Raw genomic sequence first — 22,376 nt, forward strand, 5'->3', positions numbered from 1 at the left:
CCGTTCGACCTCCCCGAGGCCGAGGGTGAGCTGGTCGGTGGTTTCCACACCGAGTACTCCAGCCTGAAGTTCGCACTGTTCTTCCTCGCCGAGTACATCAACATGGCGACCGTCTCCGCGCTGGCCACCACCTTGTTCCTCGGCGGCTGGCACGCACCGTTCTGGATCGACGAGGTCTGGGCGGGCGCCAACGAGGGCTACTGGCCGGTGCTGTGGTTCTTCGGCAAGGTCTTCTTCTTCATCTTCGTCTTCATCTGGCTGCGCGGCTCGCTCCCGCGACTGCGTTACGACCAGTTCATGGCGTTCGGCTGGAAGCGGCTGATCCCGATCGCTCTGGTGTGGATCATCGCGGTCGCCACCATGCGGGTCGCTCGCAACGAGGGCGTCTTCGACGGCGGCTTCAGCGGGAACCCGAAGTTCTGGTTGGTCGCGATCGGTGTGGTCCTGGTGGTCATGCTGCTCACGTTCCTGATCCCCGAGGGCAAGGACGACTCGTCGATCGTGTCCGTGACGGCGCCGCGGRCCGGGGGCTACCCGGTGCCGCCGATGCCGACCGGCGGAGCCGTCCGCGGCGCCGCAGCACCGCTGACCTTCCGCTCCGACGTCCACACCGACACCCACACCGCTGGYGACACTGCTGGCAACCCGATGGATGCAGGGGTAACCCATGGCTGAYCAATCAGGGCAGAACGGCCCCACGCTCAAGGAGCAGCTCTGGGACCCGGTGGCCGGGTTCGGAGTGACCTTCCGGACGATGTTCCGCAAGGTCGTCACCGAGCAGTACCCCAAGGAGAAGTTCCCGACCGCTCCGCGCTTCCACGGCCGGCACCAGCTCAACCGCTGGCCCGACGGGCTGGAGAAGTGCATCGGCTGCGAGCTGTGCGCNCAAGGAGAAGTTCCCGACCGCTCCGCGCTTCCACGGCCGGCACCAGCTCAACCGCTGGCCCGACGGGCTGGAGAAGTGCATCGGCTGCGAGCTGTGCGCSTGGGCCTGCCCGGCCGACGCGATCTACGTCGAGGGCGCCGAGAACGTCGACGGTGACGGAGACGAGTCGGCACGCTTCTCCGCCGGGGAGCGCTACGGCCGCGTCTACCAGATCAACTACCTGCGCTGCATCCTGTGCGGCCTGTGCATCGAGGCSTGCCCGACCCGGGCGCTGACGATGACCAACGAGTACGAGCTGGCCGACGACAACCGCGCSGACCTGATCTACGAGAAGTCCGACCTGCTGGCTCCCCTGCTGCCCGGCATGCAGCAGCCGCCGCACGAGATGCAGCTCGGCAAGGACGACCTGGCCTACTACCGCGGGGACTTCGCGGCCCCGATCCCGGTGCCGGCAGTGCCGTCGGGGCCGACGACGGACGGCACGGCAGGGGGCCACGCATGACCGCGTTCTGGGTGCTCGCCCCGATCATGGTGATCGCCGCGCTCGGCCTCCTGTTCGTCCGCAAGGCCGTGCACGCCGCGATGCTGCTCGCTGTCGTGATGATCAGCCTGGCCGTGCTGTACCTCGTCCTGGAGGCACCGTTCCTCTTCGCGGTGCAGATCATCGTCTACACCGGCGCGATCCTGATGCTGTTCCTGTTCGTCCTGATGCTGGTCGGCGTCGATGCCTCCGACTCGCTGGTGGAGACGATCAAGGGCCAGCGCGCGCTGTCCTGGATCGTCGGCCTGGCCTTCGCGGTGATCATGATCGTCGGCTTNCGTCGATGCCTCCGACTCGCTGGTGGAGACGATCAAGGGCCAGCGCGCGCTGTCCTGGATCGTCGGCCTGGCCTTCGCGGTGATCATGATCGTCGGCTTCACCCAGTTGACCTTCGGTACGGCGGTGGGGCTCGATGACGCCAACAAGGGCGGGAACATCCAGGCCCTGGCCAACCTGCTCTTCTCGCGCTACGTCTTCGTCTTCGAGACCACGAGCGCGCTGCTGATCACCGCGGCCGTGGGCGCGATGGTGCTCGCGCACCGCGAGCGGCTCACCCCGCGWCGTACCCAGCACGAGATCGCGGCCGAGCGGATCCGGGCCTACGCCGAGACCGGCGCGCACCTCGGACCGCTGCCCCCACCRGGTGTCTACGCCCGGCACAACGCCGTCGACACCCCTGCTCTGCTGCCTGACGGCAGCCCTGCGGCAGCGTCGGTGTCCCGGGTCCTCGCGGCCCGCGGCACGATGCGGCCGACCGGGCTGCGCGACATCGACAAGATGCAGGCGCAGATCGGGGYCGACCCGACGCAMGCGCCCGAAGTGGCGGGCAAGRSCGGCGCGGCGGCGTCCACCGAGGAGGATCCGAAGTGACCGAGTACGTCGTCCTGTCGGCGATCCTGTTCACGATCGGTGCGATCGGGGTRCTGACCCGYCGCAACGCGATCGTGGTGTTCATGTGCGTCGAGCTGATGCTCAACGCSTGCAACCTSGCCTTCGTGGCGTTCGCGCGCCAGCACGGCAACCTCGACGGYCAGATCGCTGCCTTCTTCGTGATGGTGGTGGCWGCGGCCGAGGTCGTCGTCGGACTCGCGATCATCATGACCATCTTCCGGACCCGTCGCTCGGCYTCGGTCGACGACGCGAGCCTGCTGAAGTTCTGAGGACCGGACCATGAATGCACTCTCTGCCGTCGCGCTCGCCTCCAGCGAGACCCACATCCCCGTCGTCGCGCCCAGCGATGCCGACGGTGTCTTCAACCTGCTCTGGCTGATCATCGCGCTGCCGCTGTTCGGTGCCGCCGTGCTCCTGCTGCTCGGCAACCGCCGCACCAAGGCCTTCGGCCACTGGATCGGACTGGCCACGATCACCGGCTCGTTCCTGCTCAGCCTGGTGATGTTCCTCCAGCTGCTCGGGCGCGACGAGGGTGACCGCCAGGTCGCGAAGCACCTGTGGACCTGGATCGAGGCCGGCCACCTCGACGTCGGYCTGGACCTGCTCTACGACCCGCTGTCGTCGYTGTTCCTGCTCCTGATCACCGGTGTCGGCGCGCTCATCCACCTGTACTCCGTGGGCTACATGGAGCATGACCCGCGCCGSTCGCGGTTCTTCGCCTACCTCAACCTGTTCGTCGCGGCCATGCTCACGCTGGTCCTCGCGGAGAACTACGTCGGACTGTTCCTCGGCTGGGAAGGCGTCGGCCTGGCGTCGTACCTCCTGATCGGCTTCTGGCAGCACAAGCCCTCGGCCGCGGCCGCCGCCAAGAAGGCGTTCGTCATCAACCGGGTCGGCGACATGGGCCTGGGCCTGGCGATCTTCNATCGGCTTCTGGCAGCACAAGCCCTCGGCCGCGGCCGCCGCCAAGAAGGCGTTCGTCATCAACCGGGTCGGCGACATGGGCCTGGGCCTGGCGATCTTCCTGATGTTCGCGACCTTCGGTACGACGTCCTTCAGCGGCATCAGCGCCGTCGCGGGCGGTGCCACCGAGACCACGCTGACCTGGATCGGCGTGCTGCTGCTCGTCGGTGCCTGCGGCAAGTCCGCGCAGGTGCCGCTGCAGTCCTGGCTGCTCGACGCGATGGAGGGCCCGACCCCGGTCTCGGCCCTGATCCACGCGGCGACCATGGTCACGGCCGGTGTCTACCTCGTGGTCCGCTCCAACTTCATCTTCGAGCTCGCGCCGAACGCCCAGACCGCAGTGGTCATCGTGGCCACGGTGACGCTCCTGTGGGGTGCGGTCATCGGTTGCGCGAAGGACGACATCAAGAAGGCCCTGGCCGGTTCGACGATGAGCCAGATCGGCTACATGATGCTCGGCGCCGGTCTCGGCGTCGCGGGCTACGCCTTCGCGATCTTCCACCTGCTCACGCACGGCTTCTTCAAGNACGATGAGCCAGATCGGCTACATGATGCTCGGCGCCGGTCTCGGCGTCGCGGGCTACGCCTTCGCGATCTTCCACCTGCTCACGCACGGCTTCTTCAAGGCCAACATGTTCCTCGGTGCCGGATCGGTGATGCACGCGATGGACGACGACGTGGACATGCGCCACTACGGCGCGCTCAACAAGCTGCTCCCCGTCACCTTCCTGACCTTCGCCATGGGCTACCTCGCGATCATCGGCTTCCCGCCGTTCTCGGGCTTCTGGTCCAAGGACAAGATCATCGAGGTCGCCCTGATCGAGAACCCGATCGTCGGGATCTGCGCGCTCCTCGGTGCCGGCATCACGGGCTTCNCCCCGTCACCTTCCTGACCTTCGCCATGGGCTACCTCGCGATCATCGGCTTCCCGCCGTTCTCGGGCTTCTGGTCCAAGGACAAGATCATCGAGGTCGCACTGATCGAGAACCCGATCGTCGGGATCTGCGCGCTGCTGGGCGCCGGCATCACCGGTTTCTACATGACCCGCCTGATGCTGATGACCTACTTCACCCAGAAGCGTTGGGAGAAGGGCGTGCACCCGCACGAGAGCCCGAAGGTGATGACGATCCCGCTGATCGTCCTCGCCGCGCTGTCCGTGCTCGGTGGCCTGATGCTCGCGAGCAACTGGATCGTCGAGTGGCTCAGCCCGGTGGTCGGCCACGCCGAGCACCACGAGCCCCCGATCCCGGTCATCCTGATCACCCTGATCACCGTTGCGGTGGTCGCGGTGGGTGTCGGCCTGGCCTGGTTCCTCGTCGGCAAGCAGGACGTCCCCCGGGTCGCGCCGGCCGACGTCTCCTTCGCGACGAAGGCGGCCCGTGCCGACCTGTACGGCGACGCGATCAACGACGCCCTGGTGGTGACGCCCGGCAAGGCCACCGTCACCGCGATGGTGGGTGCCGACCGGACGCTCGTCGACGGCGCCTTCACCGGCGGATCGACCATCCTGACCGGCACGGGCGAGCTGCTGCGCAAGCTGCAGACCGGCTACGTCCGCTCCTACGCCCTGTCGATCTTCGTCGGCGCGGTCATCCTCGTCCTGACTCTCGTGGCGGTGAACTCCTGATGGGTGACTTCCCGATCCTGAGCCTGCTCGTCTGGCTCCCGATTGCCGGTGCCGTCGCGGTCGCCCTGCTGCCCGCTGCGGTCGCCAAGGTGACCGGCCTCGGTGTCGCGCTCGCGACCCTGGTCCTCGGCCTGGTCATCGCGGCGTCGTACGACGTCGACGGCGGCCGCCAGTTCGAGGAGGTGCACGACTGGATCGAGGCGTTCGGTGTGCACTACGCGTTCGGGCTCGACGGCCTCGGCCTGCTGATGGTGCTGCTGACCGTCCTCCTCGTGCCGGTCGTCCTCGGCGCCGAGTGGGTCAAGGCCGACGACCCCAACGGTGCGGGCGCCAAGGCGTTCGTGGCCTGGGCGCTGGCGCTCGAGGGCCTGTCGCTCGCGGTGTTCTGCGCGACCGACGTGTTCCTGTTCTACGTCGTCTTCGAGGCCACCCTGATCCCGGCGTACTTCCTGGTCGGCGGCTTCGGTCGCGAGGGACGCGGCGCAGCAGCGCTCAAGTTCCTGATGTTCCAGCTCGCGGGCGGGCTGGTCCTGCTCGCCTCGGTCATCGGTCTCTACGTCGTGTCCGCCCAGGCGGGCGAGCCGTCGTACCTCCTGAAGGACCTCGAGAAGCTCGACATCGGCACCGAGCCCGGTCGCTGGCTGTTCTTCGGCTTCTTCATCGCGTTCGCGATCAAGGCGCCGCTGTTCCCGCTGCACACCTGGCTGGCCGACACCACCGAGCCCGGTCGCTGGCTGTTCTTCGGCTTCTTCATCGCGTTCGCGATCAAGGCGCCGCTGTTCCCGCTGCACACCTGGCTGGCCGACACCACCGAGAAGGCAACGCCCGGCACCGGTGTGCTGCTGGTCTGCATCCTCGACAAGATCGGCACCTTCGGGATGCTGCGGTTCTGCCTCGGCATCTTCCCCGAGGCCTCGCAGTGGGCCACGCCCCTGGTGGTCGTGCTCGCCCTGATCTCGGTCGTGTACGGCGCTCTGGTGGCCATCGGGCAGGACGACGTCTTCCGCCTGATCGGTCTGACCTCGCTCAGCCACTTCGGCCTGATCACGCTCGGCATCTTCACCATGAGCACCCAGGGCGGCACCGGCGCGATCCTCTACATGGTCAACCACGGACTCGGCACGGCTGCGCTGTTCCTCGTCGCGGGCTACCTCTACGACCGCCGCGGCACCNCAGGGCGGCACCGGCGCGATCCTCTACATGGTCAACCACGGACTCGGCACGGCTGCGCTGTTCCTCGTCGCGGGCTACCTCTACGACCGCCGCGGCACCTCGCTGATCAGCGAGATGGGCGGCATCGAGAAGGTGGCGCCTGTCCTGGCCGGCCTGTTCCTCGTCGCCGGTCTCGCGACCCTCGGCCTGCCGGGCCTCTCGCCGTTCGTCAGCGAGTTCCTGGTGCTGCTGGCCGCCTTCGGCTACGGCTGGTACGTCGGCGCGATCGCGATCACTGCCGTCGTCCTGTCGGCGATCTACGTGTTGTGGATGTACCAGCGCACGATGACCGGCCCGACGTCCGCGGACCTCGACGGCACCAAGGACCTCGGGCTCCGCGAGATCGTGGCGGTCGCACCGCTGATGGCGGCGCTGGTGTTCTTCGGCTTCTATCCCACGCCCCTGCTGGACGCCGCCAACCCGATGGTCGGTGACCTGCTGGAGCACGTGGGCGTCCATGACGATCCACCCACGGTCGGCCCTGATGAGGTCGAGCATCACGCGGAGGAGGCGAACTGATGGAGTTCACCAAGCCCGAGCTCGAGTACTTCGAGCTCCTCCCGCTCCTCCTGGTCCTCGGCGGCGCCTGCGTCGGCGTCCTGATCGAGGCGTTCCTGGCCCGCGGCGCGCGCCGCGTCCCGCAGATCACCCTGGCGCTGTCGGTGCTGGTCGCCGCCCTGGTCTCCACGATCGTCGTCGGCTCCGACCTCACCGACCACGCCGGCGCTGCGGGCAGTGAGGGCCGCGGCATCGTCGGTGCCGAGGGCAGCGTCATTGTCGACGGACCCACGGTCTACCTCTGGGGACTGGTGCTGGTCTTCGCCATCGGCGGGGTCGCCCTGTTCGCCGAGCGACGCCTCGAGGGCGGTGTCTCGNGTCGACGGACCCACGGTCTACCTCTGGGGACTGGTGCTGGTCTTCGCCATCGGCGGGGTCGCCCTGTTCGCCGAGCGACGCCTCGAGGGCGGTGTCTCGGCCTTCACCGGCCAGGCCGCGGCCCTCCCGGGCACCGACACCGAGCGCGAGGCCTCCACACGGGGCCTCGAGCACACCGAGGTCTACCCGCTGATGCTCTTCGCGGTCTCGGGCATGCTGCTGTTCCCCGCCTCGGGTGACCTGCTGACGATGTTCGTCGCGCTCGAGGTCCTCTCCCTCCCGCTGTACCTGCTGTGTGGTCTCGCCCGCCGGCGACGCCTGCTCAGCCAGGAAGCGGCGATGAAGTACTTCCTGCTCGGCGCCTTCGCCTCCGGCTTCTTCCTGTACGGCGCCGCGCTGGTCTACGGCTACGCGGGCTCGGTGACCTTCGCCGGCATCAACGAAGCGGTCCGCGCCGGTGGGCCCAACCACGGCCTGCTCCTGGCCGGCATCGCCCTGCTCGCGGTGGGCCTGCTCTTCAAGATCGGCGCCGCACCGTTCCAGGCCTGGACGCCCGACGTCTACCAGGGCGCCCCGACCGCTGTCACTGCCTTCATGGCCGCCGGCACCAAGGTCGCTGCGTTCGGTGCCCTGCTGCGCCTGCTCTACGTCGCGTTCGGTGGCGAGCGCTGGAGCTGGGTGCCGATGCTTTGGGTCGTCGCGATCGCATCGATGGTGCTCGGCGCGGTCCTGGCCGCCGTACAGAACGACGTCAAGCGGATGCTCGCCTACTCCTCGGTCGCCCACACCGGCTTCCTGCTGGTCGGTGTCCTCGGGGTCCAGGGAGCCGACGAGCTCGCCAAGGGGCAGTACACCTCGCTCGAGGGCGTGCTGTTCTACCTCACCACCTACGGCTTCTCGATGATCGGCGCCTTCGCGATCGTGATGCTCGTGCGCGACGCCGGTGGCGAGGCCACCCACTACGACCGCTGGGCAGGCCTGGGCCGCCGCTCGCCGCTCGTGGCTGGCGCGTTCGCGTTCTTCCTGCTCTCGATGGCCGGCATCCCGCTCACCGCCGGCTTCATCGGCAAGTGGGCAGTCTTCACCTCCGCCATGTCGGCGGGCGCGTGGCCGGTCGTGCTGGTCGCGATCGCGTCCAGCGTCATCGCGGTCGGCTTCTACGTCCGGCACATCCGGTTGATGTTCTTCACCGAGGACCACCCGGACGGTTCCGGCGTGGTCACGGCCTCGTCGACGCTGACCTCGGCCACCATCGTCGTGTGCCTCGCCGCGACGCTCCTGCTCGGCGTCGTACCGGGGCCGGTGCTGGATCTGGTCACCAGTGCGGGAGACTTCATCAGGTGACTTCCGCAAGCCCGGCCGAGCTGGCCCTGCCGATCGTTGACACTGCCCTCGCAGAGCGCCTCCGTGAGCGCATGGCGAGCGTGGAGGAGGCCCTCTTCGGCCACGCCACCAGCCGGGCGCCGTACGTCACGGAAGCAGCGCGGCACCTCCTGGCCGCCGGCGGCAAGCGGTTCCGCCCGTTGCTGGTGCTCCTCGCCGCCGAGGTCGGGCCCCGCCCGGACGCTCCCGAGGTGCTCACCGCGGCCTGCGTCGTGGAGATCACCCATGTCGGCTCGCTGTACCACGACGACGTCATGGACGAGGCGGACCTGCGTCGCGGCGCCGACTCCGCGAACTCGCGCTACGACAACCTCGTCGCGATCCTGACCGGTGACTTCCTGTTCGCGAAGTCCTCGGAGCTGACGTCGCAGCTCGGCGCGGAGGCCGTGCGGATCCAGGCCGAGACCTTCACCCGGCTGGTCGAGGGCCAGATCCTCGAGACGGTGACGCCCGGGCCCGACGACGACGCACTGCAGCACTACCTCGAGGTGGTGGCCGGCAAGACCGGTTCGCTGATCGCCACCTCCGCCCGGTACGGCGCGCTGTTCTCCGGCGCCGAGCCGGCGGTCGTCGCCGCGCTCACGGCGTACGGCGAGCTCGTCGGTACGGCGTTCCAGCTCTCCGACGACATCCTCGACATCGCCTCCGAGACCGAGGAGTCGGGCAAGACGCCCGGCACCGACCTCAAGGAGGGCGTCCCGACGCTCCCCGTGCTCATGGCCCGCGCGTCCACCGACCCGGGCGACGCGCGCCTGCTCGAGCTGCTCGATCCCGAGCAGTCCGACCTCGCCAACGACACGGACCTGCACGCCGAGGCGCTCGGGCTGCTCCGCAAGCACCCCGCCATGGAGGAGGCCCGGGCGTACGTCGTCGCGCGCGCCCAGGAGGCCAAGCAGCTCCTCGAGGTGCTGCCTGAGGGCTCGGTGCGGTCGGCGCTCGAGGCCTTCGCCGACGTCGTCGCAGTCCGCTCCGCCTGATCCAGCTGCGGGTCCGCCGCTGATCGGCACGGCCTTGCACGGGCTCGGCCGAACCGCTGCCGCACCACCTCGTGAATCTGTATTGAATCAGTTAACTTTGGAGTCATGAGCACCATGGCCACCAACCAGGACCTCGATCCCGTCGCGCTGCGCCGGGCGTTCGGCGTCTTCCCGACCGGGGTGGTTGCCCTGGTCGGCGCCGTCGACGGCGTCCCGGTCGGCCTTGCTGCCAGCTCGTTCACGACCGTGAGTATCGACCCGCCCCTGGTGTCGGTCTCGGTCGCACACACCTCGAAGACGTGGCCCGACCTGAGGCGTGCCCGCCACCTCGGTGTCACCGTGCTGGCCGATCACCACGGCGACCTCTGCCGCCAGCTGTCAGGCCCGGTCGCCGAGCGTTTCGACGGCATCGACCTGACCGTGGACGATGACGGGGCGGTCACCCTCGTCGAGGGCCTGGTCCGGTTCTCCTGCTCGCTCTACCGCGAGGTCGAGGCGGGTGACCACGTGATCGTGCTGCTCAAGGTCGAGTCCGTCGACCAGGCCGGCCCGGCCGGCGACGGGAACCCGCTGGTCTTCCACCGCAGCGGGTTCGGTCGTCTCGAACGGTCCGCCTGACCCACTGACTGTCTCGCGCGGCGGGGGCGTGCACCCCGCATCCGCCGCGCGGGACGCCCCAACCCGCACCGGGATCGGGGTTTCGTATGGTTGGCCGTGGGCACGAACTCTCCTGTCCACCCACACGTCCCGATCTCGAGGGGATCCTTTCCAATGCGCTTCACCCGCATCATGACCATGCTCGTCGCGGTGTTCACCGCCGCCCTGATCGGCCTGACCACGGCGTCGACCGCCGAGGCAGCCACCAAGACCTCTCCGGTGTCGACCCAGGCCGTCGCCGCGAAGCCGTACCACACCGTCAAGTACCTGGACGCCGGCAAGGTGCCCGGCACGCGCTCGACGTTCTACGTCAAGGGCCGCCTCACCTCGGCTCCCGGCTACCGCGTATACCTCCAGCAGCGGACTGCCGCCCACCCGACGTACCGGACGGTCAAGTCCACGGTCTCGGCCTCCGACACCGGCCGCTTCGTCATCAAGTTCACCGGACCCTGCGGTGCCGGGTACCAGATCGTGATTCGCGAGACCTACAGCTTCGCTCGTACGGCCATCCGCCTCGGCCGGATCTACTGCAGCTGATCCGTTTCGTCGCAACGACAAAGGAGCCCCGCCGATGGCGGGGCTCCTTTGTCATGTGCTGGCGCGCAGCGCACCGAACCTCAGTCGATGGTCCAGGTGTCGCCGGCGTTGATCAGTGCGGAGAGGCGGTCCTCGGCGCTGCCGGTGACCTTGCTGACCGCGTCGCTGACCTGGGCGCGGGCCTGGTCGTCGTACGTCGGCCGCTCGACCTGGCGGAAGATGCCGATCGGGCTGCGGTTGAGGTAGTCGGCCGCGGTGAGGCGGCTGATCGCGAACGCCGTGGACGGGTCCGGGTCGTGCGCGTCGTGGACCAGGATCGCCTCGGTCGAGACGTCGGCGGTGTCGACGACCTCGATGTTGCCCGATGCCGAACGGATGAGCGCCTTGTCGCCCAGCCCATTGAGCGGACCGGCCTCGTCACGGACGCCGAAGGTGATCGGCTGGCCGTGGACCAGCGGGATGACGGCGTAGTCCTTCTCGCCCTTGTGGTCGCCCATGCCCTTGATGGCGTCGAAGGCGCCGTCGTTGAAGATCGGGCAGTTCTGGTAGATCTCGACGAACGACGTGCCGCGGTGCGCGGCGGCCGCGGCGAGGACCGCGGTGAGGTGCTTGCGGTCCGAGTCGATGGTCCGCGCGACGAAGGACGCCTCGGCGCCCAGGGCCAGGGAGACCGGGTTGAACGGGTGGTCCACCGATCCCACGGGGGTGGACTTGGTGACCTTCCCGACCTCGGAGGTGGGGGAGTACTGGCCCTTGGTGAGGCCGTAGATCCGGTTGTTGAACAGCAGGATCGTCATGTTCACGTTGCGGCGCAGCGCGTGGATCAGGTGGTTGCCACCGATCGACAGTGCGTCGCCGTCACCGGTGACGACCCAGACCGACAGGTCTTCGCGGGCGGTGGCGATGCCGGTCGCGATCGACGGCGCGCGGCCGTGGATCGAGTGCATGCCGTAGGTGTCGAGGTAGTACGGGAACCGGCTGGAGCAGCCGATGCCGGAGACGAAGACGATGTTCTCGCGGCGCAGGCCGAGGTCGGGCAGGAAACCCTGGACGGCCTTGAGGACGGCGTAGTCACCGCAGCCGGGGCACCAGCGGACCTCCTGGTCGGAGGTGAACTCCTTGCCGGTCTGGGTCACCCCCTCGTCGACGTTCGGGACCAGTTCGGTGCCCGATCGCAGGGTGGGCGTGGTCAGGTCGATGGCAGTCATGAAACCGGTGCCTCCTCGTGGTCGGCAGGGGGATTGAGTCCGTGTTCGCCGAGGTCGACGTCCTTGCCCTCGGCCTCGCCGACGAGCGCGCCGACGGCTTCGGCGAGCTCGGCCGCCTTGAGCGGGAGGCCGTAGACGTGGTTGTAGCCGATAGCATCGACGAGGTACTCCGCGCGCAGCATCTTGGAGAGCTGGCCGAGGTTCATCTCGGGGACGAGCACCTTGTCGTAGCTCTTGAGGATGGCACCGAGGTCGTTCGGGAACGGGTTGAGGTGGCGCAGGTGGACCTGCGCGACGTTGTAGCCGGCGCGACGAACCCGGCGGCAGGCTGCGCCGATCGGGCCGTACGTCGAGCCCCAGCCGATGACCAGGACCTTCGCCTCGCCGGAGGGGTCGTCGATCTCGAGCGGCGGCAGGGAGTTGGCGATCCGCTTGATCTTCTCGGCGCGGATCCGCACCATCCGGTCGTGGTTGACGGAGTCGTAGGAGATGTTGCCGTGGCCCTCGCCCTTCTCGAGCCCGCCGATGCGGTGCTCGAGGCCGGCGGTGCCCGGGATCGCCCACGGACGCGCCAGGGTCTCCTCGTCACGCAGGTAGGGCCAGAACTCGTCGGGCTCCCCGTCAGCCGACTTCGCGGTGGCGTGGTTGCGCTCGGTCGCGAAGTTCGGGTCGATGACCGGCAGGTCCTCGATCGAGGGGATCTGCCACGGTTCGGAGCCGTTGGCGAGGTAGCCGTCGGACAGCAGCATCACGGGGGTGCGGTAGGTGATCGCGATCCGGGCGGCCTCGACCGCGGCGGCGAAGCAGTCGCCGGGCGACTGTGGCGCGACGATCGGGACCGGCGCCTCGCCGTTGCGGCCGTACATCGCCTGCAGCAGGTCGGACTGCTCGGTCTTGGTCGGCAGGCCCGTGGACGGGCCACCGCGCTGGACGTTGACGACCAGCAGCGGGAGCTCGGTCATCACGGCCAGGCCGATGGCCTCGCCCTTGAGTGCGATGCCCGGGCCCGAGGTGGTCGTGACACCGAGGTGCCCGGCGAACGAGGCGCCGATCGCGGCACCCACGCCGGCGATCTCGTCCTCGGCCTGCAGCGTGGTCACGCCGAACGACTTGTGACGCGACAGCTCGTGCAGGATGTCCGAGGCCGGCGTGATCGGGTACGACCCCAGGAACACCGGCAGGCCCGAGCGGACACCCGCGGCGACGAGGCCGTAGGAGAGCGCGAGGTTGCCGGTGATGTTGCGGTAGGTACCCGTCTTCATCTTGGCGGGCTTGATCTCGTACTGGACCACGAACGTCTCGGTGGTCTCACCGAAGTTCCAGCCGGCCTTGAAGGCCGCGAGGTTCGCACCGAGGATGTCGGGCACCTTGGCGAACTTCTTCTCCAGGAACTTCACCGTGGGCTCGGTCGGACGTCCGTACATCCACGACAACAGACCCAGGGCGAACATGTTCTTCGCACGCGAGGCGTCCTTGCGGGACAGGCCGAACTCCTTGACCGCCTCGACCGTGATGCCGGTCAGGTCGACCGCGTGGACCTGGAAGTCGGCCAGCGGGTCGTTCACCTCGCCCAGCTGGTCGAGCGGGTTCGTGTCGTACCCGGCCTTGTCGAGGTTGCGCTTGGTGAAGTCGGCGGTGTCCACGATGATCGCCGCGCCCTTGGGCAGGTCGCCCAGGTTCGCCTTCAGTGCCGCAGGGTTCATCGCCACCAACACGTCGGGGCGGTCACCAGCGGTGAGGATGTCGTGATCCGCGAAGTGGATCTGGAACGACGAGACACCCGGGAGCGTGCCCTGGGGTGCCCGGATCTCGGCGGGGAAGTTCGGCAGGGTCACCAGGTCGTTGCCGAAGACGGCCGACTCCTGGGTGAAACGGTCACCGGTCAACTGCATGCCGTCACCGGAGTCACCGGCAAACCGGATGATCACCCGGTCCAGCTGCTTGACCTGCTTGGTCTGGCTCACGCTTCGGTCCACTTCTCTCAACATCAGGCGGCTGCCGCTTGGTCGGCATCGCGGCAGCGACAGGTGAGGACGATTCTAGGTCGATACTAGAACGTGTTCCACTTTTTGCGGACACTGTCCGCTTCCTCGCCTGACTGACGACGTGCGCAGCGGCGCTCCCACGATAGTCCGCCGCCGATGTCCACCCGGCGTGAAGCCAGCTGTTGGGCCGCCGCGCGTCGTGACCTCCGTCACCTTGGGGGCAAATTCGTCTCATACTTCGTTCAGTAACTCGCTTATGTGTACTATTCCACTTGAGTTAATGAACCGGCGTGGGGCCGGCCTGAAGCAAGGAATGGGTGCAATGAAGCGAGTGATCAAGGCTGCGGCCCTGGCAATGACCGGCGCACTGGCGCTCTCTGCGTGCTCGAGCGCAGGCGGCACCGACAGTGCGGACACCATCGGGATCTACGGCTTCGCCGTCCCCCAGGCCGCCAACGAGGCCATCGCCGAGCAGTTCAACAAGACCGATGAGGGCAAGGACGTCAAGTTCTCCGGTTCCTACGGCGCCTCGGGTGAGCAGAGCCGCAAGGTCGCCGACACCAAGGGCAAGGACGTGGACTACGTCCACTTCTCCCTCGAGCCCGACGTGACCCGCCTGGTGGACGCCGGCCTCGTCGACGAGGACTGGAACAAGGGTCCCAACAAGGGCATCGTCTCCTCCTCCATCGCCGTCATCGCTGTCGAGAAGGGCAACCCGCTCGGCATCAAGGACTGGAGCGACCTGACCCGCAAGGACGTCAAGGTCATCACCGCCGACCCCGCCAGCTCCGGTGCCGCGAAGTGGAACATCCTCGCGCTCTACACCTACGCCATCGAGCAGGGAAAGACCGAGGACGAGGCCAACGAGTACCTCAAGCAGGTCTTCAAGAACGTCTCGACCTGGGCCGCCAGTGGCCGTGAGGCGACCGAGGCCTTCAAGAAGGGTGTCGGCAACGTGCTGATCACCTACGAGAACGAGGCGATCCTCGCCAAGCAGAAGGGCGAGGACCTGGACTACATCGTCCCGGAGCACTCGTTCCTCATCGAGAACGCCGGCGCCGTCCTCAAGGACGCCGACCCGGTCACCAACGACTGGCTGAAGTTCGTCCTCAGCGACAAGGGCCAGACCGAGTTCGTCAAGAAGGGCTTCCGTCCCGTCGGTGGCCTGGACATCTCCGACATCGAGGTCGACGGCGCCAACGACCCGAGCAACCCGTTCCCGGTCCCGGCCTCGCTGAGCACCATCGCCGACCTCGGCGGCTGGTCCGCGGTCAACAAGGAATGGTTCGGCAAGGACGGCGTCCAGCTTCGCTTCGACAAGCTGTACGCCGAAGCAACGAAGCAGTGACGGACGTACTCGTCAAACCTGCTGGGCCGGCTCGCACGTCGAGTCGGCCCAGTGGGCTGTTCCGGCTGACGCCCGCTTCGGGCATCGGTCTGGGAGTCGCGCTGGTCTGGTTCAGCGTCCTGGTGCTGCTGCCGCTCGCGGCGGTCGTGGGGGCCGCTGCTGCCGGTGGCTGGGGCGCGTTCTGGAACACGCTGACCGACGCGCAGACCTTTGCGGCGCTCCGGCTCACCGTGATCGAGGCCGGACTGGTCACCGTCGTCAACGGCATCCTCGGCACCGTCGTCGCCTGGGTGCTCGTCCGCGACCAGTTCTTCGGCAAGCGGATCCTGGACGTCGTCATCGACATCCCGTTCGCCCTGCCGACGATCGTGGCCGGCCTGGTGCTGCTGAGCCTCTACGGCCCGGAGAGCCCGGTGGGCATCAACATCGTGAACACTCGCCAGGGCATCTTCCTGGCGTTGCTGTTCGTGACGTTGCCCTTCGTGGTGCGGACCGTGCAGCCCGTGCTGATCGAGCTGGACGCGGACGTGGAGGAGGCCGCGGCCTCGCTCGGGGCGTCCCGCTTCACGACGTTCCGCCGGATCATCCTGCCGAGCCTGGTGCCGGCGATCACCGCCGGCTCGTCGCTCGGTTTCGCCCGGGCGATCAGTGAGTTCGGTTCGCTGGTGCTCATCTCCGGCAACACGCCGTACCAGACCGAGGTCGCGTCGCTGAAGATCCTCAAGTTCATCGAGGGCGACAACCAGGCGGGAGCCGCGGCGGTCGCCGTACTCCTGCTGCTCGTCGCGATCTTCACCATCGTGGCGCTCGACCTGGTCTCGCGAAGGGTGGCGCGTCGTGGCTGACACATCGACGATCCGGGGACGCAAGAGCCCGGTCACGTACGTGATGCGGTTCTCCGTGATCGCCTATCTCTCGGTGCTCGTCGTGTGGCCGCTCTACGAGGTCACCGCCCGCACCTTCGCGCCGATCGAACGCGGTGCCGAGGGTGGCTTCTCCGCATTCCTGGAGCGGCTGCAGGACCCGTCGGTGACCTACGCCTTCCAGCTGACGGCGACCTGTGCGTTCTGGGCCGTGCTGATCAACACGGTCTTCGGTGTGGGCATCTCGTTGCTGCTGGTGCGGTACCAGTTCCCGGGCCGCCGGGTCCTGTCGGTGCTCGTCGACCTGCCGATGTCCGTCTCGCCGGTCGTGGTCGGCCTCGCGCTGGTGCTGGCCTACAGCAGTGGCCAGGGCTGGTTCGGCGGGGTGCTGGAGTCCGCAGGCATCTTCATCATCGGTACGACGCCCGGCCTGATCATGGCGACCGCCTTCGTCAGCCTGCCGCTGGTCGTGCGCGAGATCGTTCCGGTGCTCGAGGAGATCGGCATCGACGCCGAGCTCGCCGCGAGCAGCCTCGGCGCCAATGGGTGGCAGACCTTCCGTCGGATCACGCTGCCCAGCATCAAGTGGGCTGTCGTCTACGGCGTCGTGCTGAGCCTGGCCCGGTCGCTGGGCGAGTTCGGGGCCGTGAAGATCGTCAGCCCCGGTGCCGAGTTCCGAGGCGAGACCGCCACCATCCTCATCCAGAACCGCTACACCAACTACGAGGAGCCGACGGCGTACGCCGCCGCGTTCGTGCTCGTGCTGGCCTCCGTGCTGGCCCTCGTCGTGGTGTCGCTCATCCGCAAGCCGGATCATCAGTAGGGACCACAAATGAGCATCGAAGTTTCCGGGATCAACAAGTCGTACGGCGACTTCGTCGCGCTGGAGGACATCAACGTCTCCCTGCCGACGGGTCAGCTGACCGCGCTGCTCGGCCCCAGTGGCGGTGGCAAGTCCACGCTGCTGCGGATCATCGCCGGACTGGACACCGCCGACAGCGGCTCGGTCGAGATCGAGGGCGTCAATGCCACCCGGCTGCCCCCGCAGAAGCGCAACGTCGGCTTCGTGTTCCAGCACTACGCCGTGTTCAAGCACATGACGGTGGCCAAGAACGTCGCCTTCGGCCTCGAGATCCGCAAGCGGCCCAAGGCCGAGGTCAAGGCGAAGGTGGCCGAGCTCCTCGAGCTCGTGCACCTCTCGCAGTTCGCCCACCGGCTGCCGTCGCAGCTCTCGGGCGGCCAGCGCCAGCGCCTGGCCCTGGCTCGTGCCCTCGCCGTCGAGCCGAGCGTGCTGCTGCTCGACGAGCCGTTCGGTGCGTTGGACGCGCAGGTCCGCAAGGAGCTGCGGGACTGGCTGCGCCGTCTCCACGACGAGGTGCACGTGACCACGGTGTTCGTGACGCACGACCAGGAGGAGGCCATGGAGGTCGCCGACGAGATCGTGGTCATCAACAACGGCCGGATCGAGCAGATCGGCACGCCCGACCAGCTGTACGACGAGCCCGCCAACGACTTCGTGATGGGCTTCCTCGGCGACGTCACCCGGCTCGGGAACGTGCGGTTGCGGCCACACGACATCGAGCTCGCGCTCTCGCCGGCCGTTGCAGCGGGCACCGCGCCTGCGTTCGCGGGTGTCATCGCCCGCACGCTCCGGGTCGGCTTCGAGGTGCGGCTGACGGTCGACGTCGACGGCCAGGGCGAGACGACGCAGGTCGTGCTGTCCCGGACGCACGCGCGCGCTCTCGACCTCGAGGTCGGCACCAAGGTGTGGCTGCGGCCCGCCACGGGCGCCAGCTCTGTGCCGGTGCTGGGAATTGCCGCGGGTTGAGCACCGCCTAGTCTGGGACCCGTGAGCTATCTGCGAGCGACACGGGTCCTGGGCTGGCTGCTCGGGGTCGCAGTGCTGGTGTCGGTCGTCCACTACGTCGACAACTACGTCAATTACGACGACTACCCGGTGCCCGCAGCGGACAGCTCGTTGCCGGTGCCTTCCGCCGGCCTGGTCGCGTTCGGCTGGTTCCTGTTCACGGCCTTCGGTGCGGTCGGGCTGTTGTTGTGGTTCCGTCGCCACATCACCTCGGCCGCCATCGCACTGACCGGCTACTCACTCTCCGGGCTGATCGGCATCGCGCACTACACGATCCCGGGTGCGACCGACATGGTCTGGTGGCGCCAGGCGCACGTCGTCGCCGACATCGCCTGCGGAGTCGCGATCCTCGTCTTCGCCCTGTGGGCGGCACGCAACTCCAGCGAGCTCATTCCGCCGGGTTCGCAGCCTGCCCGGCAGCCACGGCCTCAGCGCGCTTCTTGAGCCCTTCGGCATGGCGGCGGAACCCGTCAGCCACCCGGCCGGGACCGGCCAGCTTCACCAGCGGACCGCTGAACTCCTCCACCGTCGAGTACGACGTCGGGCCGCCCGGCCGCTGCGACAGCCGCTGGTGGCGGACGCCGCGCACCAGCCCGACCTTCGCCGGCAGGCCCTCGTAGACGTAGGACATGAGCGCGGTCGTCGTACCGCTGGCATCGGTGGTGGGCCCGTCCAGGGCGGTGATCCGTTCCGGCGACCGGGTCTTCTTGCCGTTCGCCCACGCGACGTGCAGCACGATCGGGTTGCCGACCTGTGCGGGCACGGACGTCTCGGCCCGCTCCACGAACGGGTTCCACTCGCCGTAACGGGCGGTGTCGGTCATGACGCTCCACACGACGTCGAGGGGGGCGTCGATCTCGATCTCTGCAGCCGGGTTCATGCCTGCATCATGGCGGACGGCGTGCTGCGCGACCGTCGATCTGGTGCCGCTCCGTGGAAGGGCGAAGATGTTAGTGTACTAATCCTATTTTGTTACAGGAGATAGGAGCTCAGGGATGGACAGGTCCTGCCGCAAGGCGCGCGTCGTGATCGTCGGCGCGGGGGCGGCCGGCACCCTCACCGCCCTCCACCTCACCCGCGAGGCGAGTCGCCGTACGACACCGCTCGAGATCGTCCTGGTGGACCCGGTCGACCGCTGGGGGCGGGGCGTTGCGTTCGCGACCACCGAGGAGCAGCACCTGCTCAACGTCCCGGCCGCAGGCATGAGTGCGTTCCCCCAGGACCCGAGCCACTTCGTCACCTGGCGCAGCAGGCACGGGCACGACGGCGATGCCTACAGCTTCGCGGCCCGCGCCGAGTTCGCGCGCTACCTCGACGAGACGCTCACCGAGGCCGTGCGACAGGCGGACGGCGAAGTGTGCGTCGAGCACCGGCGCACGCGCGCGGTCTCCTGTCGTCGCTCCACGGATGAGTCACACGGAGTCGTCGTCACGACGGCCGACGGGCGCGACCTCGCTGCCGACGCGGTGGTCATCGCGCCCGGCTTGCCAGCGGCCGGGCACGACTGGGCACCCGCCTCGCTCCGAAGGTCCGCGTTCTTCGTGCCCGACCCGTGGGCGCCCGGAGCTCTCGACGTCGTGCGTCGCGATCGCGTCGGGCCCGGCGACGTCCTCCTCGTCGGCACCGGCCTCACCATGGTCGACGTCGCGCTCAGTCTCAGCGACGGTGTCGGCCGTCCGGACAGGGTGGTCCACGCGATCTCGCGCAGCGGGCGCGTTCCAGCCTCCCACGCGCCCGTGCTGAAGCCCGCTGCGATCCCCGAGATCGCCGACTGGGGCAACACGCTGGAGCAGATCCGCACCAGCACCGTCGAACACATCGCGGGGGTCGAGCGAGCCACCGGCGACTGGCGACCCGCAGTTGACGGCCTGCGCTTCCAGGTCGCCCACCTCTGGGCCCGGTTGAGCGAGACCGATCGTGTGCGCTTCCTCGCGGAAGATGCTGGTCGCTGGAACGTCATCCGCCACCGGATGGCTCCCTCGAGTCGCGTGGTGCTCCGCGAGCTGAGCCACGCCGGCCGACTCGACATCGGGACCGGCGAGGTCCGCGACGCCCAGCCGCTCGCTCAGGGCGGCCTGCGGGTGACGCTCGCTGACGGAGCGGTCCGCGACGTGGGCTGGGTGGTCAACTGCACCGGTCCGCGCCCCGACGTCCGTGATCTCGGCAATCCGCTGCTCGACGACCTGCTGCGTGTGCGCGAGGACGGAGCGCTCGCGACCGTGGCCAGCGCAGGCATGGGCGTGCGTACGGCGAACGGCCGGCTCGTCGACGGGCACGGCTCCACGGCTGCACCGCTGTGGACGCTGGGCGCCCTGCGGCGTGGAGAGCTGTGGGAGTCGACCGCGGTGCCTGAGATCCGTACGCAGGCTCTCGCGCTCGCCTCCGACGTCCTCGACGTCGTCGCGCCCCTGCCCCGCCGGCTGGAGGATGGCCGCCTGGTCCCCGGGACCCACCCGGTTGCCCGGCCGCGCGATCCGCTCGGCCTGCCTCTCTCCACCACCTCGGAGGCAGCGGCCGTCTACAACCAGGGGCTGGAACGGGTGATGCTCCTCCAGGGCGGCGGCGAAGACCTGATCCGGCACGCGACGGAGCTCGACCCCGACTTCGCACTCGCCCACGCCGCGCTGGCGATGCTCGGTCACGAGGCCGGCGCCTCGGGAGACGTACGCTCCTCGCTGGCGGCCGCGCAGGACGCCATCACACGACGCGGCGACGCTCGGGAGCGCAGCCTGGTCGACGTCGTCGGCCTTCGGATCGCCGACGCTCGCCGGTCGGGTGCCGAAGCCCTGCTGCGGCACATCGAGGACCACCCGCGTGACGTGCTCGCCGTGTCGGCGGCCGTGCCCACCATCGCGTTCTCCGGGATCATCGACGTGCAGCAGGACGCCTGGGACCTGGTCGAGCGACTCGCGCCGTCCTACGGCGACCACTGGTGGTACATCTCGCTGCTCGCCTTCACCCGGCAGGACCAGGGTCGCTTCGACGAGGCCGGCCTGCTGGCCGAGAGCGCGTTGTCGTGCGAGCCGTCATCGGGCCACGCGGTGCACGCGTTGACGCACGTGTTCTACGAGACCGGGCAGCACGAGACCGGCCGCGAGTGGCTTGACCACTGGGTCGCCGAGAGCGGCCGTTCGGCCAGTCACCGCGCCCACTTCTCGTGGCACGCGGCGCTGCACGAGCTCGCGCTGGACGACACCGAAGCACTGCGTCGCCGCTACTACTCCCAGCTCGCGCCCCCGGCCGTGAGCGGGGTGCGGGCGCTGATCGACTCGGCATCGCTGTTGTGGCGTTGGCGCGTCAGCGCGACGGACTGGTTCGAGTCCGAATCGGCGCCGCCGCCGATCGCGGCCGTGCTCAGCGCTGTCGGCGACACGCTCCTGGACGACCCGGCCAGTTCGTTCGTCGCCCTTCACTCCGCCCTCGCCCACACCGCCTCAGGCGACGTCGAGCGGCTCCGTCGACTCGCGTCCCGCTGTCGTGTCGCTGACGAGGCGCCCACCCGTGAGGTGGTCTCCCGGCTCTGCGACGCGCTCGTCGCGACCGCGGAGGAGCGCTGGTCGGACGCGGTCGACGGGTTGGAGGCCGTGCTGCCCGACCTGGTCGTCGTCGGCGGCTCGGCCGCCCAACGTGAGGTCATCGAGGAGACCCTCGTCCTGGCGCTCGCGCGCAGCGGTCGCAACGACCGGGCGGCTGCTGTCATCGAGGCCAGGCTCGAACGGCGACCCTCGCCCGTGGACGCGCGACGGCTCGCCGTCCTCGACGAGCTGGCACTCCCCGCTCGGTAGGCAGCGGTCAGGACACCCGGGCTGCGTAAGCGTTCGCGAGAGCCGCGATGTCGGCGACGTAGACGTCGGAGTGGTTGAAGCTGAAGATCGCGCGCCGCCAGACCTCGGCAACACCCAGGTCGCCGCTGTGGCAGAGGTACCGCGTGGCGGCCAGGGCAGCGTCATCGATCTGTCCCGGGTCCGCCGTACCGTCGTTGTTGCCGTCCGCGCCCCATCGCTCCCAGGTCGAGGGGATGAACTGCAGTGGCCCGACCGCGTGGTCCCAGGTCGTGTCGCCGTCGAGGGCGCCGCCGTCGGAGTCGTGGACGACGCCGAAGTCTCCGCCGTCGAGTGCAGGTCCGACGATCGCTGGGCGGGGCCAGCCGTCCTCGCCCAGCACGGATCCGCCGGTGCTCCCGTGGGCCGACTCGATGCCGCCGAGGGCGGCGATCGTGGTCCAGCCGACCCGGCAGTCGGGCTGCTCTGCGGTGATCCGGAGGTTGGCCCGGGCATAGGCGGTCAAGGCTCGTGGGGGGATCCCGGTCGCCGCCGACGTGGTGGAGATCCACTCTGCCGCCGGGACGTACGGATCCTGCACCGCTGCGCCCTGGACCGGTGCCGCCGGAGCCTCCGCCGTCACCGCTCGAGCTTCCTGCGGGCCCTGCGGCACGGATCGGGGCGGCCTGGTGGCGTCGTAGGCCACTGCCACGCCCACTCCGGCGACGAGGAGCACGACGGCGATCGCGAGCGTCAGGCTGCCCAGGAAGCGGTCGCGGTGCACGCCACGAAGG

20 protein-coding genes and 6 pseudogenes are annotated in these 22,376 nt (G+C 68.8%); 22 read left to right on the forward strand and 4 right to left on the reverse strand.

Annotation, left to right across the window (positions count from 1 at the left end):
• The 16 genes and pseudogenes from ASD84_RS15315 to ASD84_RS15370 form a co-directional block, all read left to right on the forward strand.
• Nucleotides 1-675: complex I subunit 1/NuoH family protein (locus ASD84_RS15315; protein WP_200954608.1), on the forward strand; the 675-nt coding region annotated here is incomplete at its 5' end.
• A gap of 211 nt (nt 676-886) precedes the next feature.
• A pseudogene (nuoI, locus tag ASD84_RS25145) lies at nt 887-1,388 on the forward strand (NADH-quinone oxidoreductase subunit NuoI); the annotation flags it as partial.
• The coding region (locus tag ASD84_RS25150; protein WP_235532872.1) for an NADH-quinone oxidoreductase subunit J at nt 1,385-1,704 on the forward strand (320 nt) is incomplete at its 3' end. The pseudogene nuoI and the gene ASD84_RS25150, both read left to right, overlap by 4 nt.
• Nucleotides 1,705-1,727: 23 nt before the next feature.
• The gene (locus ASD84_RS25155) at nt 1,728-2,297 is read left to right on the forward strand and encodes an NADH-quinone oxidoreductase subunit J (protein WP_200958503.1); all 570 of its coding nucleotides are present in this window, start codon (nt 1,728-1,730) and stop codon (nt 2,295-2,297) included.
• Nucleotides 2,294-2,587: an NADH-quinone oxidoreductase subunit NuoK gene (gene nuoK, locus ASD84_RS15330; protein WP_056712326.1), complete on the forward strand. Its 294-nt coding sequence runs from the start codon at nt 2,294-2,296 to the stop codon at nt 2,585-2,587. Before ASD84_RS25155 ends, nuoK begins: the two co-directional genes overlap by 4 nt.
• Before the next feature lie 10 nt (nt 2,588-2,597).
• Nucleotides 2,598-3,159: pseudogene (locus tag ASD84_RS25785) on the forward strand (NADH-quinone oxidoreductase subunit L); the annotation flags it as partial.
• Between the two features lie 84 nt (nt 3,160-3,243).
• Nucleotides 3,244-3,807 (forward strand): annotated as a pseudogene (locus ASD84_RS25790) (proton-conducting transporter membrane subunit); the annotation flags it as partial.
• Between the two features lies 1 nt (nt 3,808).
• Nucleotides 3,809-4,156, forward strand: a pseudogene (locus tag ASD84_RS25560) (proton-conducting transporter membrane subunit); the annotation flags it as partial.
• A 1-nt stretch (nt 4,157) separates the two neighbouring features.
• Nucleotides 4,158-4,395, forward strand: a pseudogene (locus ASD84_RS26185) (proton-conducting transporter membrane subunit); the annotation flags it as partial.
• Nucleotides 4,396-4,907: 512 nt separating this feature from the next.
• On the forward strand, nt 4,908-6,080 hold a 1,173-nt coding region (locus ASD84_RS15350), incomplete at its 3' end, for an NADH-quinone oxidoreductase subunit M (protein WP_321164041.1).
• Between the two features lie 28 nt (nt 6,081-6,108).
• The gene (locus tag ASD84_RS25795) at nt 6,109-6,639 is read left to right on the forward strand and encodes a proton-conducting transporter membrane subunit (RefSeq protein ID WP_321164047.1); all 531 of its coding nucleotides are present in this window, start codon (nt 6,109-6,111) and stop codon (nt 6,637-6,639) included.
• Nucleotides 6,639-6,995, forward strand: a pseudogene (locus ASD84_RS25800) (NADH-quinone oxidoreductase subunit N); the annotation flags it as partial. The gene ASD84_RS25795 and the pseudogene ASD84_RS25800, both read left to right, overlap by 1 nt.
• Before the next feature lie 34 nt (nt 6,996-7,029).
• The gene (gene nuoN, locus ASD84_RS15355) at nt 7,030-8,340 is read left to right on the forward strand and encodes an NADH-quinone oxidoreductase subunit NuoN (RefSeq protein WP_327152795.1); all 1,311 of its coding nucleotides are present in this window, start codon (nt 7,030-7,032) and stop codon (nt 8,338-8,340) included.
• Nucleotides 8,337-9,356, forward strand: coding sequence for a polyprenyl synthetase family protein (locus tag ASD84_RS15360; RefSeq protein ID WP_056712347.1), 1,020 nt, complete (start codon nt 8,337-8,339; stop codon nt 9,354-9,356). The genes nuoN and ASD84_RS15360 overlap by 4 nt, the downstream gene beginning before the upstream one ends.
• A gap of 105 nt (nt 9,357-9,461) precedes the next feature.
• A complete protein-coding gene (locus ASD84_RS15365) occupies nt 9,462-9,974 on the forward strand; it encodes a flavin reductase family protein (RefSeq protein WP_056712349.1) in 513 nt (170 codons plus the stop codon).
• Between the two features lie 153 nt (nt 9,975-10,127).
• Nucleotides 10,128-10,550: a hypothetical protein gene (locus ASD84_RS15370; protein ID WP_056712352.1), complete on the forward strand. Its 423-nt coding sequence runs from the start codon at nt 10,128-10,130 to the stop codon at nt 10,548-10,550.
• An 80-nt stretch (nt 10,551-10,630) separates the two neighbouring features.
• Here the strand turns inward: ASD84_RS15370 and ASD84_RS15375 are convergent, their stop codons facing one another.
• Nucleotides 10,631-11,758, reverse strand: a complete 1,128-nt coding sequence (locus ASD84_RS15375) for a 2-oxoacid:ferredoxin oxidoreductase subunit beta (RefSeq protein ID WP_056712354.1) — start codon at nt 11,756-11,758, stop codon at nt 10,631-10,633.
• On the reverse strand, nt 11,755-13,746 hold the full coding sequence (locus ASD84_RS15380) for a 2-oxoacid:acceptor oxidoreductase subunit alpha (protein ID WP_056712355.1): 1,992 nt from the start codon (nt 13,744-13,746) through the stop codon (nt 11,755-11,757). Before ASD84_RS15380 ends, ASD84_RS15375 begins: the two co-directional genes overlap by 4 nt.
• A gap of 319 nt (nt 13,747-14,065) precedes the next feature.
• On the opposite strand from ASD84_RS15380, the gene ASD84_RS15385 reads away from it, so the two are divergent.
• From ASD84_RS15385 to ASD84_RS15405, 5 genes are read left to right on the forward strand one after another with little or no spacing between them, the layout of a single operon-like run.
• Nucleotides 14,066-15,091: an extracellular solute-binding protein gene (locus ASD84_RS15385; RefSeq protein WP_056712357.1), complete on the forward strand. Its 1,026-nt coding sequence runs from the start codon at nt 14,066-14,068 to the stop codon at nt 15,089-15,091.
• A complete protein-coding gene (gene cysT / locus ASD84_RS15390) occupies nt 15,088-15,936 on the forward strand; it encodes a sulfate ABC transporter permease subunit CysT (protein WP_056712359.1) in 849 nt (282 codons plus the stop codon). Before ASD84_RS15385 ends, cysT begins: the two co-directional genes overlap by 4 nt.
• Nucleotides 15,929-16,777 carry a sulfate ABC transporter permease gene (locus ASD84_RS15395; RefSeq protein ID WP_235531137.1) on the forward strand — a complete coding sequence of 283 codons (849 nt, stop codon included), beginning with the start codon at nt 15,929-15,931 and terminating at the stop codon, nt 16,775-16,777. The genes cysT and ASD84_RS15395 overlap by 8 nt, the downstream gene beginning before the upstream one ends.
• Nucleotides 16,778-16,786: 9 nt before the next feature.
• The gene (locus tag ASD84_RS15400) at nt 16,787-17,782 is read left to right on the forward strand and encodes a sulfate/molybdate ABC transporter ATP-binding protein (RefSeq protein WP_056712361.1); all 996 of its coding nucleotides are present in this window, start codon (nt 16,787-16,789) and stop codon (nt 17,780-17,782) included.
• A 21-nt stretch (nt 17,783-17,803) separates the two neighbouring features.
• Complete coding sequence (locus tag ASD84_RS15405; RefSeq protein WP_056712363.1) at nt 17,804-18,265, forward strand: hypothetical protein; 462 nt, start codon at nt 17,804-17,806, stop codon at nt 18,263-18,265.
• On the opposite strand, the gene ASD84_RS15410 is transcribed toward ASD84_RS15405, so the two are convergent.
• Complete coding sequence (locus ASD84_RS15410) at nt 18,210-18,701, reverse strand: SRPBCC domain-containing protein (protein WP_056712364.1); 492 nt, start codon at nt 18,699-18,701, stop codon at nt 18,210-18,212. The two genes, ASD84_RS15405 and ASD84_RS15410, sit on opposite strands and share 56 nt — an antisense overlap.
• A 115-nt stretch (nt 18,702-18,816) precedes the next feature.
• Between ASD84_RS15410 and ASD84_RS15415 the strand changes: the two genes are divergently transcribed.
• Nucleotides 18,817-21,606: an FAD/NAD(P)-binding protein gene (locus ASD84_RS15415; RefSeq protein ID WP_056712366.1), complete on the forward strand. Its 2,790-nt coding sequence runs from the start codon at nt 18,817-18,819 to the stop codon at nt 21,604-21,606.
• 7 nt (nt 21,607-21,613) lie between these two features.
• On the opposite strand, the gene ASD84_RS15420 is transcribed toward ASD84_RS15415, so the two are convergent.
• Nucleotides 21,614-22,366, reverse strand: a complete 753-nt coding sequence (locus ASD84_RS15420) for a lytic transglycosylase domain-containing protein (RefSeq protein ID WP_056712368.1) — start codon at nt 22,364-22,366, stop codon at nt 21,614-21,616.
• Nucleotides 22,367-22,376: the final 10 nt, after the last annotated feature.

The sequence above is a fragment of the Nocardioides sp. Root682 genome (genome assembly GCF_001427795.1).
GTDB lineage: Bacteria > Actinomycetota > Actinomycetes > Propionibacteriales > Nocardioidaceae > Nocardioides.

Coding starts and splice junctions, on each gene's coding strand:
- ASD84_RS25795 (WP_321164047.1), top strand. CDS start 6,109: ATGGTCAACCACGGACTCGGCACGGCTGCGCTGTTCCTCGTCGCGGGC.
- ASD84_RS15365 (WP_056712349.1), top strand. CDS start 9,462: ATGAGCACCATGGCCACCAACCAGGACCTCGATCCCGTCGCGCTGCGC.
- ASD84_RS15370 (WP_056712352.1), top strand. CDS start 10,128: ATGCGCTTCACCCGCATCATGACCATGCTCGTCGCGGTGTTCACCGCC.
- ASD84_RS15375 (WP_056712354.1), bottom strand. CDS start 11,758: ATGACTGCCATCGACCTGACCACGCCCACCCTGCGATCGGGCACCGAA.
- ASD84_RS15380 (WP_056712355.1), bottom strand. CDS start 13,746: ATGTTGAGAGAAGTGGACCGAAGCGTGAGCCAGACCAAGCAGGTCAAG.
- ASD84_RS15385 (WP_056712357.1), top strand. CDS start 14,066: ATGAAGCGAGTGATCAAGGCTGCGGCCCTGGCAATGACCGGCGCACTG.
- ASD84_RS15400 (WP_056712361.1), top strand. CDS start 16,787: ATGAGCATCGAAGTTTCCGGGATCAACAAGTCGTACGGCGACTTCGTC.
- ASD84_RS15410 (WP_056712364.1), bottom strand. CDS start 18,701: ATGAACCCGGCTGCAGAGATCGAGATCGACGCCCCCCTCGACGTCGTG.
- ASD84_RS15415 (WP_056712366.1), top strand. CDS start 18,817: ATGGACAGGTCCTGCCGCAAGGCGCGCGTCGTGATCGTCGGCGCGGGG.